A 15,932-nucleotide genomic window follows, 5' to 3' on the forward strand; every position below is an offset into this window, starting at 1 on the left:
CGCTTGCACCCCGAGACGACGACCCTGCGCCGCGCCGAACCGGCCGACGCGCTCCCCGCTGCCGAGGTCTGGCTGCGCTCCTTCGCCGCCGCGCTGCCGACCGTGCGGCGCGCGCACGACGACGACGGGGTGCGCGGCTGGTTCACGCACGTCGTCGTGCCACATCACGAGACATGGGTGGCCGTCGAGGAGGACGGCGCGGTGACGGGCCTGCTGGTGCTCGACGGCGGCGAGCTCGACCAGCTGTACGTGGACCCGGACCGGCAGGGGCGCGGGCTCGGCGGACGGCTGCTCGCGCTGGCCAAGGAGCTGCGCCCGGACGGGCTCGACCTGTGGACGTTCCAGGTGAACGCGCGGGCCCGGGCCTTCTACGAGCGGCACGGCTTCGTGGCCACCGAGTGGACGGACGGCGCGCGCAACGAGGAGCGGGAGCCCGACGTCCGCTACACCTGGCGGCCCACCGTGTGAACCGGGTCACACAGCGCGCCGTGATGTCACGAATCGGGGGCCGCCACCGGTCCCCGTAGTGAGCACTCACGGGAGGCGCGCTTCATGACGGAGAGCACTACGGGGAGCAGGACAGGGAGCACGACGAGGAGCACTGTCCGGGACGCGGGGGCGGGCGAGCGGATCGCCGACTGGGCGGACGGCAGGCTCGGGGTGTACGGCCTCGGGCGGAAGTACCTGCGGAAGATCTTTCCCGACCACTGGTCCTTCATGCTGGGCGAGATCTGCCTCTACACCTTCGTCGTCCTGATCCTCACCGGCGTCTATCTGACCCTCTTCTTCCACCCGTCCATGAACGAGGTGGAGTACCACGGCAGTTACGTGCCGCTGAACGGCATCCGGATGTCGGAGGCGTACTCCTCCACCCTGGACATCAGCTTCGACGTGCGGGGCGGGCTGCTGATCCGGCAGATCCACCACTGGGCGGCGCTGATCTTCGTCGCGGCGATGTTCGTGCACATGATGCGGCACTTCTTCACCGGCTCGTTCCGCAAGCCGCGCGAGGTCAACTGGGTGTTCGGCTGGCTGCTGCTGTTCCTCGCGCTGTTCGAGGGACTGCTCGGCTACTCGCTGCCGGACGACCTGCTGTCCGGCGCCGGGATGCGGCTCATCGAGGGGATGACCCTGTCCGTGCCGGTCGTCGGCACGTATCTGTCGTTCTTCCTCTTCGGCGGCGAGTTCCCCGGGCACGACATCGTGGCCCGCTTCTACTCGATCCACGTCCTGCTGCTGCCGGGCGTCATGGCGGCGCTCGTCGTCCTCCACCTGATCCTGGTCTTCCACCACAAGCACACCCAGTTCGCGGGCCCCGGAAAGACCGAACAGAACGTCGTGGGCCAGCCGTTCTTCCCCGTCTACGTGGCGAAGGCGGGCGGCTTCTTCTTCCTCGTGTTCGGCGTCGTGGCGCTGATCGCGGCGGTCGCCTCGGTCAACCCGGTCTGGTTGTACGGCCCCTACCGACCCGACCAGGTGTCCACGGGCGCGCAGCCCGACTGGTACCTCGGCTTCGCGGAGGGCCTGGTCCGGGTGATGCCCGGCTGGGAGATCACCGTGGGCGGTCACACGCTGGTCCTCGGCATCCTGATCCCGCTGCTCGCCTTCCCGCTGTGGCTGGTCCTGATCGGAGCCTATCCGTTCTTCGAGGCGTGGATCACCGGCGACCGGCGCGAGCACCATCTCCTGGACCGGCCCCGGAACCGTCCGGTCCGCACCGGCCTGGGCGTGGCCTGGCTGACCGGCTTCCTGGTGGCGCTCGCCGCCGGCGGCAACGACCTGTGGGCCACGCACTTCCACCTCTCGGTGAACACCATCACCTGGACTGCGCGCGTCCTCCTGCTCGCCGGCCCGGTGCTCGCCTTCGTCGTCACGAAGCGAATCTGCCTGGGCCTCCAGCGCCGCGACCGCGACAAGGTCGAGCACGGCCGCGAGACCGGCCGCGTCCGGCGCCTTCCGCACGGCGAGTACGTCGAACTCCACGAGCCCCTCTCCCCGTCGGAACGCTTCCGCCTGACCCACCACGACCAGCCCGCCCCGCTGGAGCCGCCTCCGGCCGAGGACGAACAGGGGGTACGACGCCGGGTGCGTCGGGCCGTACGGGTGCGGGTGGCGCTGTCGCGGTGGATGTACGGACCGGGGTCGCAAATCCCGAAGGCGGGTGCGCGGGCCGGTGGCTCAGAAGCCGCCGCCGAAGTCGCCGCCCCCGCCGAAGTCCCCGCCGCCCCCGAAGTCGCCGCCGCCTCCGAAGTCTCCGAAGTCGCCGGAGGAGAAGTCGGCTCCTGAGTAGTCGCCGCCGGCGGCCGGGTCGAAGTCGCCGTAGCCGGAGCCGTAGTCGGCCGCGTAGGCGGGGCTGGCCATCATCGAGCCGAGCATCGTGCCGACGAGGAGGCCGGGGAGCATGCCGCCGCCGAAGTAGCCGCCGGCCCAGGGGCCGTAGGCCGGGCCCGCTTCGTAGTAGGGGCGGCGCTCGCCGGTGCCCGCGTCGACGGTGCGGACGAGGGGTTCGGCGCCGTCGGCGAGACGGGCCGCGTCGGCGGCGCAGACCGGGACGTCGCGGGGCGAGCCGCCGGGCGGGGTCCACTCGGCGTCGGTGACGGAGGGGCCGTGTCGCGGGTCGAAGAAGCAGGGGACGCGGCGCTCGGGCAGCGGGCGGCCCTCACGGCGGGCGGCGAGCTGGGCGAGCGAGAAGCGGCCGTCCTCCAGGGTCTGGGTCACCGCGCGCACGTCCTCGGGGCGCTGGGCGGCGGCCATGAACTGCTTGGCCTTCTCGTACGCGTCCAGGCCGCGCTCGTAGTCGGCGCGCATCGCGTCGTCGGCGCCCGCCTCGGCCGGGTGGAAGTCGAGCCGGTCCAGTTCCTCGCCGAAGGCCGTGATGTCCTCGTCGACGACGACCCGGAGCTTGTCCAGGGCCTCGCGGCGCTCCTGCTCGCGGCGCCTGCGGTTGCGCCGGGTCACCGCGTAGACGCCCGCGCCGCCGGCCACGACGACCGCGCCGACGCCGATCAGGGCCCCGGCCGACACCCCGTCGTCCCCGCCCGCGGCCCAGGAGTCGGGCGCGGATCCGGTGGCGGTGCGGACGGCGCCGTCCACGAAGTCGTCCAGCTGCTTCGCGGCAGGTTGCTCGCCCTGCACGCTCCCGGTCAGATGACGTACGGCTTCGTTGGACATGACCTGGTGGTCGGCGCGGGCGTCGAAGGCGCCGCCGAGCCGGACCCCGTACACGCCGACGATCCCGGTCTTCGTACGCAGGTCCGTGAACAGGTCCTGCTTCGGGAAGCCGGCGGGCAGCACGGCCACCATCACCGGCTTGTCGGCGTCCTTGATGCGGGTGGTCAGCCGGTCGACGTCGGCCTTGCTCAGAGTGCCGGAGGCCGCCGGGTCCACGTAGACGGGCCCCTTCTCCAGGGCGTCGGCCACCGTGGAGACGTCGCTCGCTGCGGTCGCCGTGGGCGCCACGGCGAGCGTCGCCCCGAGGGCGAGGAAGGTGGCGGCGAGGGCCGCTGCGAAGGGCCTCATACCTCGACGCTAACCCAATCGGGCCACGTGCGAGGGCTGAGGCCCCGACGCCTGTGCGACAGCCGGTGCGACTACTCGACGGGCTCGACGCCGGCGCGCAGCAGACCGTACGTGTACGCGTCCTCCAGGGAGCCCCACGAGGCGGCGATCACGTTGTCGGCGACGCCGACCGTGGACCACTCGCCGGCGCCGTCCGTGGTGGTGATCAGGACGCGGGTCGTGGACTCGGTGCCGTGCTTGCCCTCCAGGATGCGGACCTTGTAGTCCACGAGCTCCAGCTTGGCGAGCTGCGGGTAGATGCGCTCCAGGCCGACGCGCAGGGCGCGGTCCAGGGCGTTGACCGGGCCGTTGCCCTCGGCGGTGGCGACGATGCGCTCGCCCTTGGCCCACAGCTTCACGGTCGCCTCGTTGGCGTGGCTGCCGTCGGGGCGGTCCTCGACGATGGCGCGCCAGGACTCGACACGGAAGTAGCGGCGGGCCCGGCCCTCGGCCTCCTCGCGCAGCAGGAGTTCGAAGGAGGCGTCGGCGGCCTCGTACGTGTAGCCCTGGAGCTCGCGCTCCTTGACGCGCTCGACGACGCGGCCGACGAGCTCGCGGTCGTCGGAGATGTCGACGCCCAGCTCCTTGCCCTTGAGCTCGATGGAGGCGCGCCCGGCCATGTCGGAGACGAGCATGCGGATGCGGTTGCCGACCAGCTCGGGGTCGATGTGCTGGTAGAGGTCCGGGTCGACCTTGATCGCGGAGGCGTGGAGCCCGGCCTTGTGGGCGAACGCGGAGACGCCGACGTAGGGCTGGTGCGTGGAGGGGGTGAGGTTCACGACCTCGGCGATGGCGTGCGAGATCCGGGTCATCTCGCGCAGCGCGCCCTCGGGCAGGACCTTCTTGCCGTACTTGAGCTCCAGGGCGGCGACGACCGGGAAGAGGTTGGAGTTGCCGACCCGCTCGCCGTAGCCGTTGGCGGTGCACTGCACGTGGGTGGCGCCGGCGTCGACGGCGGCCAGCGTGTTGGCGACGGCGCAGCCGGTGTCGTCCTGGGCGTGGATGCCGAGGCGGGCGCCGGTGTCGTCGAGGACGGTGTGGGTGATCGCCTGGACCTGGGCGGGCAGCATGCCGCCGTTGGTGTCGCACAGGACGACGACGGCCGCGCCGGCCTCGTGGGCGACCCGTACGACGGACTTGGCGTACTCGGCGTTGGCGCGGTAGCCGTCGAAGAAGTGCTCGCAGTCGACGAAGACGCGGCGGCCCTGCTCGACGAGGTAGGAGACGGTGTCGCGGACCATCTCCAGGTTCTCTTCCAGCGTGGTGCGCAGGGCCAGCTCGACGTGCCGGTCGTGCGACTTGGCGACGAGTGTGATCACCGGGGCGCCGGACTCGAGGAGGGCCCGCACCTGGGGGTCCTCGCTCGCCTTGGCGTTCGCGCGGCGGGTGGAGCCGAAGGCGACGAGCTGGGCGTGCTTGAACGTGATCTCTTTCTGGGCGCGGGCGAAGAACTCCGTGTCCCGCGGGTTGGCACCCGGCCAGCCGCCCTCGATGAAGCCCACACCGAAGTCGTCCAGGTGTCGCGCGATGGTCAGCTTGTCCGCGACGGTGAGGTTGATGCCCTCGCGCTGCGCGCCGTCGCGCAGCGTCGTGTCGAAGACGTGGAAGGAATCGTCGAGTTCACCGGCGGACTCGCCGGCGTGTTCGCTCGGGCTGCTGCTCATGCTGATCTGGCTCCTGTATGGGATCTCGGTCTACCGGAATGACCGGCTCCACCGTCCATCTATGATCCCTCGCGCTCTCCGCCTGGCTGGGTGTGGGCCAGAAACAGAAAAACCTCTCGCGGGTGCGAGAGGTCTGCGCGCGGGTCGAGGACGACGGTGTCCGCCCGTACCGGGTCGTACGAGGCGGTCACTGCGGACCGGCGCGCCTGCTGCCAATAATCATGGCGAACGAGAGCACGGCGGCAGTCTGCCACAGCCCAGGCGGGGCCCGGGCCGTGGTCTCACGATGCGGTCAGATGTCCCGGTTTTCAGACGTCTCGGCGTTTCGGTCCCTGGCCAGTTCGGCGAACGTGGCCAGCCAGTGGTCCGTCGCGAAGTCGCCGCGCTCGACGGCGGGCAGGCCCGCGGCGAGGTGGGCGTCGGCGGCCTCGGCGAGCCGGGCGTGGGCCTTCCCCTCGGGCAGCGCCGCCGCGATGCCGCGCAGGGCGGCGGCACGGGACAGCGCGAGGCCGAGCAGATGGCCGATGTGCGGGTCGGTGGGGTCGGAGACCACGGGTACGTCGAGCAGCGGGCAGGGTGCGCCCGCGCCGAGCCCCGGCAGGAACCGGTCGAACCACGCGGCGAACTCGGCGGGCCCGAGCACCCGGCGCATCGCGTCCGCCTCGCTCAGCGCGGGCGACAGGAAGTCCTGGCCCGAGGGCTCCCAGTGGGCCGGCGCGTCGTGGTCCCCGGCGAACCAGTCGCGCAGCCGGTCCCGTACGGCCTCCAGGGTGGCGTCGGCGAGGCCCGCGGCCGCGCCCGTGTCGAGGATCAGGCCGAGCGAGAACGCGCTGTTGGTGTGGATGCCGTGCCGCACGGGGTACGTGGCCTTGCCGAGCCAGTCCGTGAGGAGCCGCTCCACGGCGGTGACGGCCGGGGCGAACGCGTCCGCCCAGCGGGTGCCGCGGCACTCGGCGGCCAGCGCGGTCAGCCAGGCCCAGCCGTAGGGGCGCTCGAACCCGGGGTGCGCGAGGAGGTAGTCGGCCTCGGTCCGGAGGTGCTCGGGGGTCAGGTGGTCGTCGAGGGCGCTCAGGTCGGCGCCGGCGGGGAGTTCGTCCCTGGTGTGGAGGCGGACGAGGAGCCAGTGCATGTGCACGGCCGAGTGCCAGTCGTAGGCGCCGTAGAAGGCGGGGTGGAGGGTGCGGGGGGTGGTGTCTTCCGTGGCGGCCGCGACCAGATGGGCCGGGAAGTTGGGGTACTCGCGCGTGATGTTGGCGGTGGCCAGCCGGGCGGTTGCCTCCGGCGTGAGCATGGGGTGTCCTCTCGGGGTGACGGGTCCTCGTCTGCGGGGTGTTGTCTCATTGCCGGGTGCGGCCCGGTGGGGGCTTCTCGCGCAGTTCCCCGCGCCCCTGGGAGGCAGCGGCTTCGCCGCGTGGGCGCGACCAGCCGCCACCCACCCGCACCCGGCGAACCGTCAATGCGTGGCACCCTCGGTGACCCGAAGGTCGTCCCGGGTCGAGGCGGCGGCCAACAGCAACGCCCGCACCCCGGACGCCACGACCTCCGGAGGCAGCGCGGCAGCGCCCCCGTCCACCACCTGCTCCGGCGCCCACGGCACATGCACGAATCCACCCCGCACCGAAGGGAACTCGGTGGCCAGGAGGTGCCCCAGCCCATAGGCGACGTGATTGCACACAAAGGTGCCGGCCGTGTTGGAGAGCGCGGCCGGAACCCCGGCGGAGCGCATCGCCGCGACGCACGCCTTCACGGGCAGCGTCGAGAAGTAGGCCGCGGGGCCACCGGGCACGACGGGCACGTCGATGGGCTGGGCCCCCGCGTTGTCGGGGATGCGCGCGTCGTCGACGTTGATCGCGACGCGCTCCACGGTGACGCCGGCCCGCCCGCCCGCCTGCCCGAGGCACACGACGAGCTCGGGCCGGGTCCGCGCGAGAGCGTCCCGCAGGGCGTCGAGCGCGTCGCCGAAGACGCAGGGCAGGCGTACCGCGGTGACGTCCAGTCCGTCCGGCGGCGAGGCGGCGACGAGGGACGCCGCCTGCCAGGACGGGTTCACGGTCTCCCCGCCGAAGGGTTCGAAACCGGTGAGCAGTACTCGGGTCATGGGTCCTGGTCTCCTAGACGGCGAAGATCGCCATGATCACGGTGGAGCAGCCGAGCAGCGCGAGGCCGGTCGGCAGTTGCGCCTTGATCGGCCCGTACTGGTCCTTCAGTTCGAGCAGGGACGCCGGGACGATGTTGAAGTTGGCGGCCATGGGCGTGCAGAGCGTGCCGCTGAAGCCGGCGAGCATGCCGATGGCGAGCACGGCCGGTTCGTTGCCGTGCATCTGCTGGATGAGGACGGGCCAGCCGATCGCGGCGGTCATGACGGGGAACGCGGCGAACGCGTTGCCCATGATCACGGTGAACAGGAACATGCCGACGCAGTAGGCGATCACGGCGAAGTACTTGGAGTTGTCCGGCATGACGTCGTTGACGATCTCGCCGACCTGCGTGCCGACGCCGGCGACGGCGAAGATCGAGCCGAGGACGGCGAGCAGCTGCGGCAGCAGCAGCGCCGAGCCCATGGCCTCCAGCATGGAGCGCCCGGAGTGGATCGGCGTCGACAGCTTGCGCTCGCCGGTGACCAGCATGCCGACGACGAGCGCCACGACGCAGCCGAGGCCGAGGCCGATGAGCGTGGCCTTGCCGGTCTCGAACAGGCCCGACTCGTCGAGGAAGGAGGCGCAGACGATGGCGACGAGCGGGATCGTCAGGGCGGGTACGAAGAGCTTGTTGCCCAGGCGCGCGGCGGAGGCCTCGCGCTGTTCCTCGGTGGTCGTGACGGGGACGCCCTTGCCGATGAAGTTGAACCCGGCGAGGAGGATCAGCGCGAGGACGGCGACGCCGAGGGGTTCGGCGGGCAGCTTGTACATGGTCGCGCCGGTCGCGACGCCGGTCCCGTAGGGGAAGGTCAGTCCGAGCAGTCCCCAGAAGGCGGCGGAGGTCCAGCGCTTGGGGTTGGTGCGGTCCATGGCCATCTGCGCGGCCATGACGACGAAGACGAGCCCGATGAGCCAGTAGAGCCACTCGACCTTGATCACTTGGCGGTCTCCTTCGGCAGGGGCAGGTCGTTCTCGGCGTTGGCGAGGGCCATCTCGCGTTCGAGCTTCTTGTCGAGGAGCAGCAGGCGGGGGCCGTGGATGAAGAAGGCGCAGACGGCGAGCGGGACGGCCCACAGGGCGAGCTGGGTGGGCTCGAGCTCCTGGTGGTAGGTGGAGTTCACGAAGCCGGTGATCAGGAGGATCGAGCCGATCGCGATGAAGCAGTCCTCGCCGAAGAAGAGGCCGACGGTGTCGGCGGAGGAGGAGTAGGAGCGGACCTTCTCGCGCAGCTTGTCGGGGAGCCTCGCGCCGAGCCGGCGTTCGGCGGCGGCCTCGGCCATGGGGGCGACGAGCGGGCGCACGGTCTGGGCGGGGCCGCCGAGGTTGTTGAGGCCGAAGGCGGCCGTGACCTGGCGGACCAGCAGGTAGACGGTCAGGAAGCGGCCGACGCTGAGCCGGCCGAGCTTGCCGATGAGGGTGCGGGCCTGCTCGCGCAGCCCGTACCGCTCCAGGAGGCCGATCACCGGGAGCACGATGGCGAAGACGGTCACGGAACGGCTGTCGGCGAACGACTGGCCGAACGCGGCGAGGATCTCCTGCGGGTTCATCTTGCCGAGCAGTCCGGTGGCGATACCGGCGACACCGACCACGAGGACGGGATTGCGGCGCGTGACGAATCCGAGGATCACCACGAGCACGCCGAGAAGAACGATCATGCGGCGGCCTTCTTCAGTGCGCGGAGGGCACGGGAGGGGCACGGAATCAGACAGTCCGATTCCGTGGGGGATGCACGGACCATAGGGGATCGTTGAACGATCGAACAAGAGGTTCCACGGGATGGATATGCATCTTGTCGAATCGTTCAACAATCGCCTACGTTGTGCGCGTGACCCAGGACCTGCCCCCCGTGCCCGAATCGCCGACCTCCCCGGTGATCGACCTCAACGCGGACCTCGGCGAAGGCTTCGGCCGGTGGACCCTCACCGACGACGAGGCCCTCCTCTCCGTGGTGACCAGCGCGAACGTCGCCTGCGGCTTCCACGCCGGCGACCCGTCGATGATGCGCCGTGTCTGCGACCTCGCCGCCGAGCGCGGCGTCCGCATCGGCGCCCAGGTCTCCTACCGGGACCTGGCCGGCTTCGGGCGGCGCGCGATGGACGTACCGCCGGACGAGCTGGCGGCCGAAGTCGCGTACCAGATCGGGGCGTTGCGGGTGTTCGCCGAGGCAGCCGGCACCGCCGTCACCTATGTGAAACCGCACGGCGCGCTCTACAACCGCACCGTGCACGACGAGGAACAGGCCCGCGCCGTGGTCGCGGGCGTCACGCTCGCCGGCGGCTCGCTGCCGGTGCTCGGCCTGCCCGGATCGCGGCTGCTCGCCGCCGCCGCGGACTCCGGCCTGGCCCCGGCGCGGGAAGCCTTCGCCGACCGCGCGTACACGGCACAGGGCACGCTGGTGTCTCGCCGTGAGCCGCACGCCGTCGTGACGGACCCCGACACGGTCGTGCGCCGGGCCGTGCGTTTCGCCGTCGAGGGCGGTGTCGAGGCGATCGACGGCACCCACATAGCGGTCACGGCACAGTCCCTGTGCGTGCACGGCGACACCCCGGGCGCGGCCCGGATCGCCGCGCGGGTCCGGGCGGCCCTCGAGGAGGCCGGCGTCACGGTGGGCGCGTTCGCGTGAGGACGGACACGGGTACGGCCCCGCTGATCCGCCCGGCCGGGCGCCACGCGCTGCTGGTCGAGCTCCCCGACGCCGAGCGCACCGCCGCCTTCCACGCCGAGCTGCTGCGGCGCCGCGCCGCGGGCACCCTGGCGCCCGTCGCGGAGATCGTGCCCGGCGCGACGACCGTGCTCCTCGACGGCGTGGCCGAGCCGAAGGCGCTGGCCCGCGAGCTGTCGGCCTGGGACATCCCGCGCACGCCGCCCTCCGACGGCACGGTGATCACGCTCCCCGTGGTCTACGACGGCCCTGACCTGTCCGAGGTCGCGGAGCTGTGGGGAGTGCCCGAGGACGAGGTCGCGGCACGGCACTCCTCGTACACGTACCGTGTGGCGTTCTGCGGATTCGCACCCGGCTTCGCCTACCTCACGGGCCTGCCCGCGCCGCTGCACGTCCCCCGCCGCGCCACTCCCCGCACCAGGGTCCCGGCCGGAGCCGTGGCCCTCGCGGGCCCGAACTCGGCGGTCTACCCCCGCGCCACGCCCGGCGGCTGGCAGATCATCGGCACGTTCCCGGATCCGGGACGCCTCTGGGACCCGACCAGTGATCAGGCGGCCCTCCTCACCCCGGGGACCCAGGTCAGGTTCAGCCCCCTGGAGTCGCGAGCGACCACGGCGAAGGCCGCACCCGCCGAAGCGGCACCCACGACCCCGGACGGCGGTGCGGCATGACCCACGCGACCCTCACGGTGACCCGCCCGGGCGCCCTCACCACGATCCAGGACGCCGGGCGGGCGGGCCATGCCCACCTCGGTGTCCCCCGGTCCGGCGCCCTGGACGCCCCGTCGATGCGCCTGGCCAACCGCCTCGTGGGCAACCCGGAGAACACGGCGGCCCTGGAGACGACCCTCACGGGCTGCGCCGTCCGCCCCGACCGGAACATCACGGCGATCGTCGGCGGCGCCCCGTGCCGGGTCACGGTCGACGGCCGCCCCGCCCCCTGGGGCACCCCCGTGCACGTCCCGGCCGGCGCCACCCTGGACGCGGGCCCGGCCACCTCGGGCCTGCGCAGCTACCTCGCCTTCGCGGGCGGTCTCGCCGCCGAACCGACCCTGGGCAGCCTCGCCACCGACCTCCTGTCGGGCCTCGGCCCGGCCCCGCTCGCCGAAGGGACCCGGATCGCGCTCGGCCCGGCCCCCCGGACGGCCCCCGCGCTCCCCGACGCCCCGCCCTGGCCCGCCCCGCCCGCCGAACTGGTCCTGCCGGCCCGCCCGGGTCCGCGCGCCGACTGGTTCACGGACGCGGCCCTGCGCACCTTCCTCACCGCCGTCTACACGGTGTCGGCGCAGAGCAACCGCATCGGACTGCGCACCCAGGGGCCCGCTCTGGAGCGCTCCAAGGACGGTGAACTGCCCAGCGAGGGAATGGTGCTGGGCGCGGTGCAGGTGCCGCCGAACGGTCTCCCGGTGGTCTTCCTGCACGACCACCCGACGACCGGCGGCTACCCGGTGATCGCCGTGGTCCCCGAGCAGGCCCTCGCGGCGGCGGCCCAGGCCGTCCCGGGCACTCCCCTGCGCTTCGTGCCGGACCTCGGGTGAAGCCCGTTTCGGGCACCGGCACGACGGGGGAGGAACAACCGCACACCCGCAGGCCACCCGGCAGGAGTCCCCCGTGACAGCACCTGAGCCGAGCGCCGGCGAAACCCCGGGCTGGCAGTTCTGGATCGACCGCGGCGGCACCTTCACCGACGTGGTCGCCCGCCGCCCCGACGGCCGGCTGCTCACCCACAAGCTGCTCTCCGAGAACCCCGCCCGCTACCGCGACCCCGCGCTGGCGGGCATCCGCGCCCTGCTCGGCGTCCCCGTGCACGAGGCCAGGATCGACGCCGTCCGGATGGGGACCACGGTCGCCACCAACGCCCTGCTGGAACGCAAGGGCGAGTGCACCGCCCTCGTCGTCACCAAGGGCTTCCGCGACGCCCTGCGCATCGCCTACCAGAACCGCCCGGAGATCTTCGCCCGCGAGATCGTGCTGCCCGAACTCCTCCACGAACGCGTCGTCGAGGTCGACGAACGCGTCACCGCGGACGGCACCGTCCTGGTGCCCCCCGACCTCGACGCGCTCGCACCGCAGTTGCGGCGCCTGTACGACGACGGCATCCGCGCCCTCGCCGTCCTCTGCATGCACAGCCATCTGTACCCCGAGCACGAGCGCGCGGTGGGCCGTCTCGCCGAACAGACCGGCTTCCCGCAGATCTCGCTCTCCTGCGAGGTCAGCCCCCTGATGAAACTGGTGCCGCGCGGAGACACGGCGGTCGTGGACGCCTACCTCTCCCCGGTGCTGCGCCGCTATGTCCAGCAGGTCGCCGACCAGCTACGGGGCGTCCGGCTGATGTTCATGCAGTCCAACGGCGGGCTCACCGAAGCGGGCCGCTTCCGCGGCAAGGACGCCGTCCTGTCCGGCCCGGCGGGCGGCATCGTCGGCATGGCCCGGATGTCGCGGCGCGCCGGCTTCGACCACGTCATCGGCTTCGACATGGGCGGTACCTCCACCGACGTGTCGCACTACGCGGGTGATTACGAGCGCGTCTTCATGACCCGGATCGCCGGGGTCCGGCTGCGCGCCCCGATGCTGGACATCCACACCGTGGCCGCGGGCGGCGGCTCGGTCCTGCACTTCGACGGCAGCCGCTACCGCGTCGGCCCCGACTCGGCGGGCGCGGATCCCGGTCCCGCCTGCTACCGCGGCGGCGGCCCGCTGACCGTCACGGACGCCAACGTGATGCTCGGGCGCATCCAGCCCGATCACTTCCCCCGGGTCTTCGGGCCGGACGGCGACCAGCCGCTCGACGCCGATCTGGTGCGCGAGCGGTTCGCCGCGCTCGCTGCCGAGATCCACGAGCGGACGGGCGACGACCGCACCCCCGAGCAGGTCGCGGAGGGCTATCTGCGCATCGCGGTCGCGAACATCGCCGCCGCCGTCAAGCGGATCTCGGTGCAGAAGGGCCACGACGTCACCCGCTACGCCCTGACCACCTTCGGCGGCGCGGGCGGCCAGCACGCCTGCGCGGTCGCCGACTCGCTCGGCATCCGCACCGTCCTCGTACCGCCGATGGCCGGGGTCCTGTCCGCCCTGGGCATCGGCCTGGCCGACACCACCGCCATGCGCGAGCAGTCCGTCGAGGCCCCGCTCGAACCCGCCTCCATGCCCCGCGTGCGGGAGACCGCCGACGCCCTGGAGGCGACCACCCGCGCCGAACTCCTCGCCGAGGGCGTGCCGGAGCGTCTCATCCGCGCCGCGCGCCGCGCCCAACTGCGCTACGACGGCACCGACACCACGCTGACCGTCGAGCTGGACGAGCCGGACGTGATGAGGGCCGCATTCGAGGACCGGCACCGTGCCACGTACTCCTTCACGCTGGAGCGCCCGGTGATCGTCGAGGCCCTCTCCGTCGAGGCCACCGGCGTCACCGAACCGCCGGACCTCTCCGACCTGGGCGAAGCACCCGCACACGGCGGCACGGAACCCACCGTCGTGGCCCTGCACACCGGCGGCGCCCGCCGTGACGTACCGCTGTACCGGCGCGCGGAGCTGCCCCCGGGGCACCGGGTGTCAGGTCCCGCGATCGTCACGGAGGCGAACGCGACGACGGTGGTGGACGAGGGCTGGAGCGCCGCCCTGGACGACGAGGGTCACCTGGTCATGGAGCGGGTCGCCGCGCCCGCCGGGCCGCAGGCGCACACCGCGGCGGACCCGGTTCTCCTGGAGGTCTTCAACAACCTCTTCATGTCCATCGCCGAGCAGATGGGTGCCCGCCTGGAGTCCACGGCCCAGTCCGTCAACATCAAGGAGCGCCTGGACTTCTCCTGCGCCCTCTTCGACCCCGACGGCAACCTCGTCGCCAACGCCCCCCACATCCCGGTCCACCTGGGCTCGATGGGCACCAGCGTCAAGGAGGTCGTCCGGCGCCGGCCCGCCATGCGCCCCGGCGACGCCTACGCGGTCAACGACCCGTACCACGGGGGCACCCATCTGCCGGACGTCACGGTGATCACCCCGGTCTTCGGCCCGTCGGGCGAGGAGATCCTCTTCTACGTCGCCTCGCGCGGCCACCACGCGGAGATCGGCGGCATCTCCCCCGGCTCGATGCCCGCGCACAGCCGCCGCATCGAGGAGGAGGGCATCCTCTTCGACAACTGGCTCCTGGTCGAGCAGGGCCGCTTCCGCGAGCAGGAGACCCACCGCCTGCTCACCGAGTCGCCCTACCCGTCCCGCAACCCGGCCACCAACCTCGCCGACCTGCGCGCCCAGATCGCGGCCAACGCCAAGGGGGTCGAGGAGGTCGGCAAGATGATCGACGCCTTCGGCCTCGACGTCGTGCAGGCGTACATGCGGCACGTCCAGGACAACGCCGAGGAGTCGGTGCGCCGCGTCATCGACGCGCTGGAGGACGGCAGCTACGCCTACGAGACGGACGCGGGCGCCGTCATCCGTGTCCGTGTCACCGTGGACCGCCGGGAACGCTCGGCGACCGTCGACTTCACCGGCACCTCGCCCCAGCAGCCCGGCAACTTCAACGCCCCCTACGCGGTGGTCAACGCCGCCGTCCTCTATGTCTTCCGCACCCTGGTCGCCGACGACATCCCGCTCAACGACGGCTGTCTGCGCCCGCTGAGGCTCGTGGTGCCGCGCGGCTCGATGCTCTCGCCCGAGCCGCCGGCCGCCGTGGTGGCGGGCAACGTCGAGACCTCCCAGGCGATCACCGGCGCGCTATACGGGGCCTTGGGCGTCCAGGCGGAGGGCTCGGGCACCATGAACAACGTCACCTTCGGCAACGACCGCTTCCAGTACTACGAGACGGTGGCCTCCGGCTCCGGCGCGGGTGACGGTTTCGACGGCGCCCCCGTGGTGCAGACCCACATGACCAACTCGCGGCTCACCGACCCGGAGGTCCTGGAGTGGCGCCTGCCGGTCCTCGTGGAGGAGTTCGCGCTGCGTGCGGGCAGCGGCGGCGCGGGTCGACGGCGCGGCGGTGACGGCGCGGTCCGGCGGCTGCGTTTCCGGGAGCCGATGACGGTCTCCGTGCTGTCCGGCCATCGCCGTGTCCCGCCGTACGGCATGGCGGGCGGCGAGCCGGGGGCCGTGGGCGCCAACTCCGTGCTGCGTGCCGACGGTTCGGTGGAACGGCTGGCGGGCGTCGACTCCGCGTACCTGGAGACCGGGGACGTACTGATCGTCGAGACCCCGGGCGGCGGAGGGTACGGACCGCCGCCCGCCTAGGTCGTGTCTTCAAACTCCCGTCGTCGCCCGGAGCAGGCGGGAGTTTGAAAACACGACCTAGGGGTTCAGCGCCTCGTCGAGGAACTCCCGCACGTGGTCCATGACCCGCTCGCGGCCGGTGCCGCGCAGGCCGATCACGATCTGCAGGGAGAACCCGTCGAGCAGCGCCCGCAGCCGCGTCGCGAACCGGTCCGGGTCCACGGGCCGGAACGCGCCGCGCGAGACGCCCTCGGCGAGCAGCGCCACCAGGTCGCGGTGCCAGGCGCCCTCGATCGCGGCCTGCCGGTCGCGGGCGTCGTCGTCGGCGTTCTGCGAGCGGTTCCACACCTCCAGCCACAGCGACCAGTGCGGGTCGCGGTGGCCTTTCGGCACGTACAGGTCGACGTACGCGTCGAGGCGCTCGCGGGCGTCTCCCCCGCCGGTCAGAAGGCGGCTGCGCGCCGCACCGAGCCGGCCCTCGCTCCACTCCAGGGTGCGCAGGAGCAGCTCGTCCTTGGACCCGAAGTGGTAGGCGAGGTGGCCGCTGCTCATGCCGACCTCAGCGCCGAGCGCGGCCAGGGTGAGCTTCTCCAGGCCCCGCTCGGCGATCATCTCCATGGTGGCGGCGAGCACGTTCTCGCGGGGCGGGGCCGGGGTGCGGCGGCGGGAGGCGGTCATGTGTACGTTTCTACCTGATCCCTGCTGGTCGGAG

General features: G+C 72.4%; 13 protein-coding genes. 6 read left to right on the plus strand and 7 right to left on the minus strand.

Annotation, left to right across the window (positions count from 1 at the left end; genetic code table 11):
* Positions 1-3 precede the first annotated feature (3 nt).
* Complete coding sequence (locus IAG42_RS10075) at positions 4-468, plus strand: GNAT family N-acetyltransferase (RefSeq protein ID WP_223205927.1); 465 nt, start codon at positions 4-6, stop codon at positions 466-468.
* An 84-nt stretch (positions 469-552) separates the two neighbouring features.
* Positions 553-2,286, plus strand: a complete 1,734-nt coding sequence (gene qcrB / locus IAG42_RS10080; RefSeq protein ID WP_188336683.1) for a cytochrome bc1 complex cytochrome b subunit — start codon at positions 553-555, stop codon at positions 2,284-2,286.
* Here qcrB and IAG42_RS10085 read toward each other — a convergent pair.
* The 6 genes from IAG42_RS10085 to IAG42_RS10110 all read right to left on the minus strand — a co-directional run bounded on the left by IAG42_RS10085 (position 2,179) and on the right by IAG42_RS10110 (position 9,015).
* Positions 2,179-3,519, minus strand: a complete 1,341-nt coding sequence (locus IAG42_RS10085; RefSeq protein WP_188336684.1) for a hypothetical protein — start codon at positions 3,517-3,519, stop codon at positions 2,179-2,181. The two genes, qcrB and IAG42_RS10085, sit on opposite strands and share 108 nt — an antisense overlap.
* A gap of 71 nt (positions 3,520-3,590) precedes the next feature.
* The gene (gene cimA / locus IAG42_RS10090; RefSeq protein WP_188336685.1) at positions 3,591-5,222 is read right to left on the minus strand and encodes a citramalate synthase; all 1,632 of its coding nucleotides are present in this window, start codon (positions 5,220-5,222) and stop codon (positions 3,591-3,593) included.
* 292 nt (positions 5,223-5,514) lie between these two features.
* Positions 5,515-6,513 (minus strand): DUF2891 domain-containing protein, encoded by a 999-nt coding sequence (locus tag IAG42_RS10095; protein WP_188336686.1) that lies wholly within the window; start codon positions 6,511-6,513, stop codon positions 5,515-5,517.
* A 162-nt stretch (positions 6,514-6,675) separates the two neighbouring features.
* On the minus strand, positions 6,676-7,320 hold the full coding sequence (pcp, locus tag IAG42_RS10100) for a pyroglutamyl-peptidase I (RefSeq protein ID WP_188336687.1): 645 nt from the start codon (positions 7,318-7,320) through the stop codon (positions 6,676-6,678).
* Between the two features lie 13 nt (positions 7,321-7,333).
* A complete protein-coding gene (locus IAG42_RS10105; protein WP_188336688.1) occupies positions 7,334-8,299 on the minus strand; it encodes a DUF979 domain-containing protein in 966 nt (321 codons plus the stop codon).
* Positions 8,296-9,015, minus strand: coding sequence for a DUF969 domain-containing protein (locus IAG42_RS10110; protein ID WP_188336689.1), 720 nt, complete (start codon positions 9,013-9,015; stop codon positions 8,296-8,298). Before IAG42_RS10110 ends, IAG42_RS10105 begins: the two co-directional genes overlap by 4 nt.
* A 215-nt stretch (positions 9,016-9,230) precedes the next feature.
* Here IAG42_RS10110 and IAG42_RS10115 point away from each other — a divergent pair, with 215 nt between their 5' ends.
* From IAG42_RS10115 to IAG42_RS10130, 4 genes are all read left to right on the plus strand, one after another.
* A complete protein-coding gene (locus tag IAG42_RS10115) occupies positions 9,231-9,983 on the plus strand; it encodes a LamB/YcsF family protein (RefSeq protein ID WP_188341287.1) in 753 nt (250 codons plus the stop codon).
* Positions 9,980-10,693, plus strand: coding sequence for a 5-oxoprolinase subunit B family protein (locus tag IAG42_RS10120; RefSeq protein ID WP_223205928.1), 714 nt, complete (start codon positions 9,980-9,982; stop codon positions 10,691-10,693). The genes IAG42_RS10115 and IAG42_RS10120 overlap by 4 nt, the downstream gene beginning before the upstream one ends.
* Positions 10,690-11,559: a 5-oxoprolinase subunit C family protein gene (locus IAG42_RS10125; protein ID WP_188336691.1), complete on the plus strand. Its 870-nt coding sequence runs from the start codon at positions 10,690-10,692 to the stop codon at positions 11,557-11,559. The genes IAG42_RS10120 and IAG42_RS10125 overlap by 4 nt, the downstream gene beginning before the upstream one ends.
* Positions 11,560-11,632: 73 nt before the next feature.
* A complete protein-coding gene (locus IAG42_RS10130; protein ID WP_188336692.1) occupies positions 11,633-15,241 on the plus strand; it encodes a hydantoinase B/oxoprolinase family protein in 3,609 nt (1,202 codons plus the stop codon).
* Between the two features lie 57 nt (positions 15,242-15,298).
* On the opposite strand, the gene IAG42_RS10135 is transcribed toward IAG42_RS10130, so the two are convergent.
* Complete coding sequence (locus IAG42_RS10135) at positions 15,299-15,898, minus strand: TetR/AcrR family transcriptional regulator (RefSeq protein ID WP_188336693.1); 600 nt, start codon at positions 15,896-15,898, stop codon at positions 15,299-15,301.
* Between the last annotated feature and the right edge of the window lie 34 nt (positions 15,899-15,932).

The sequence above is a fragment of the Streptomyces xanthii genome, from assembly GCF_014621695.1.
Lineage (GTDB): Bacteria > Actinomycetota > Actinomycetes > Streptomycetales > Streptomycetaceae > Streptomyces > Streptomyces xanthii.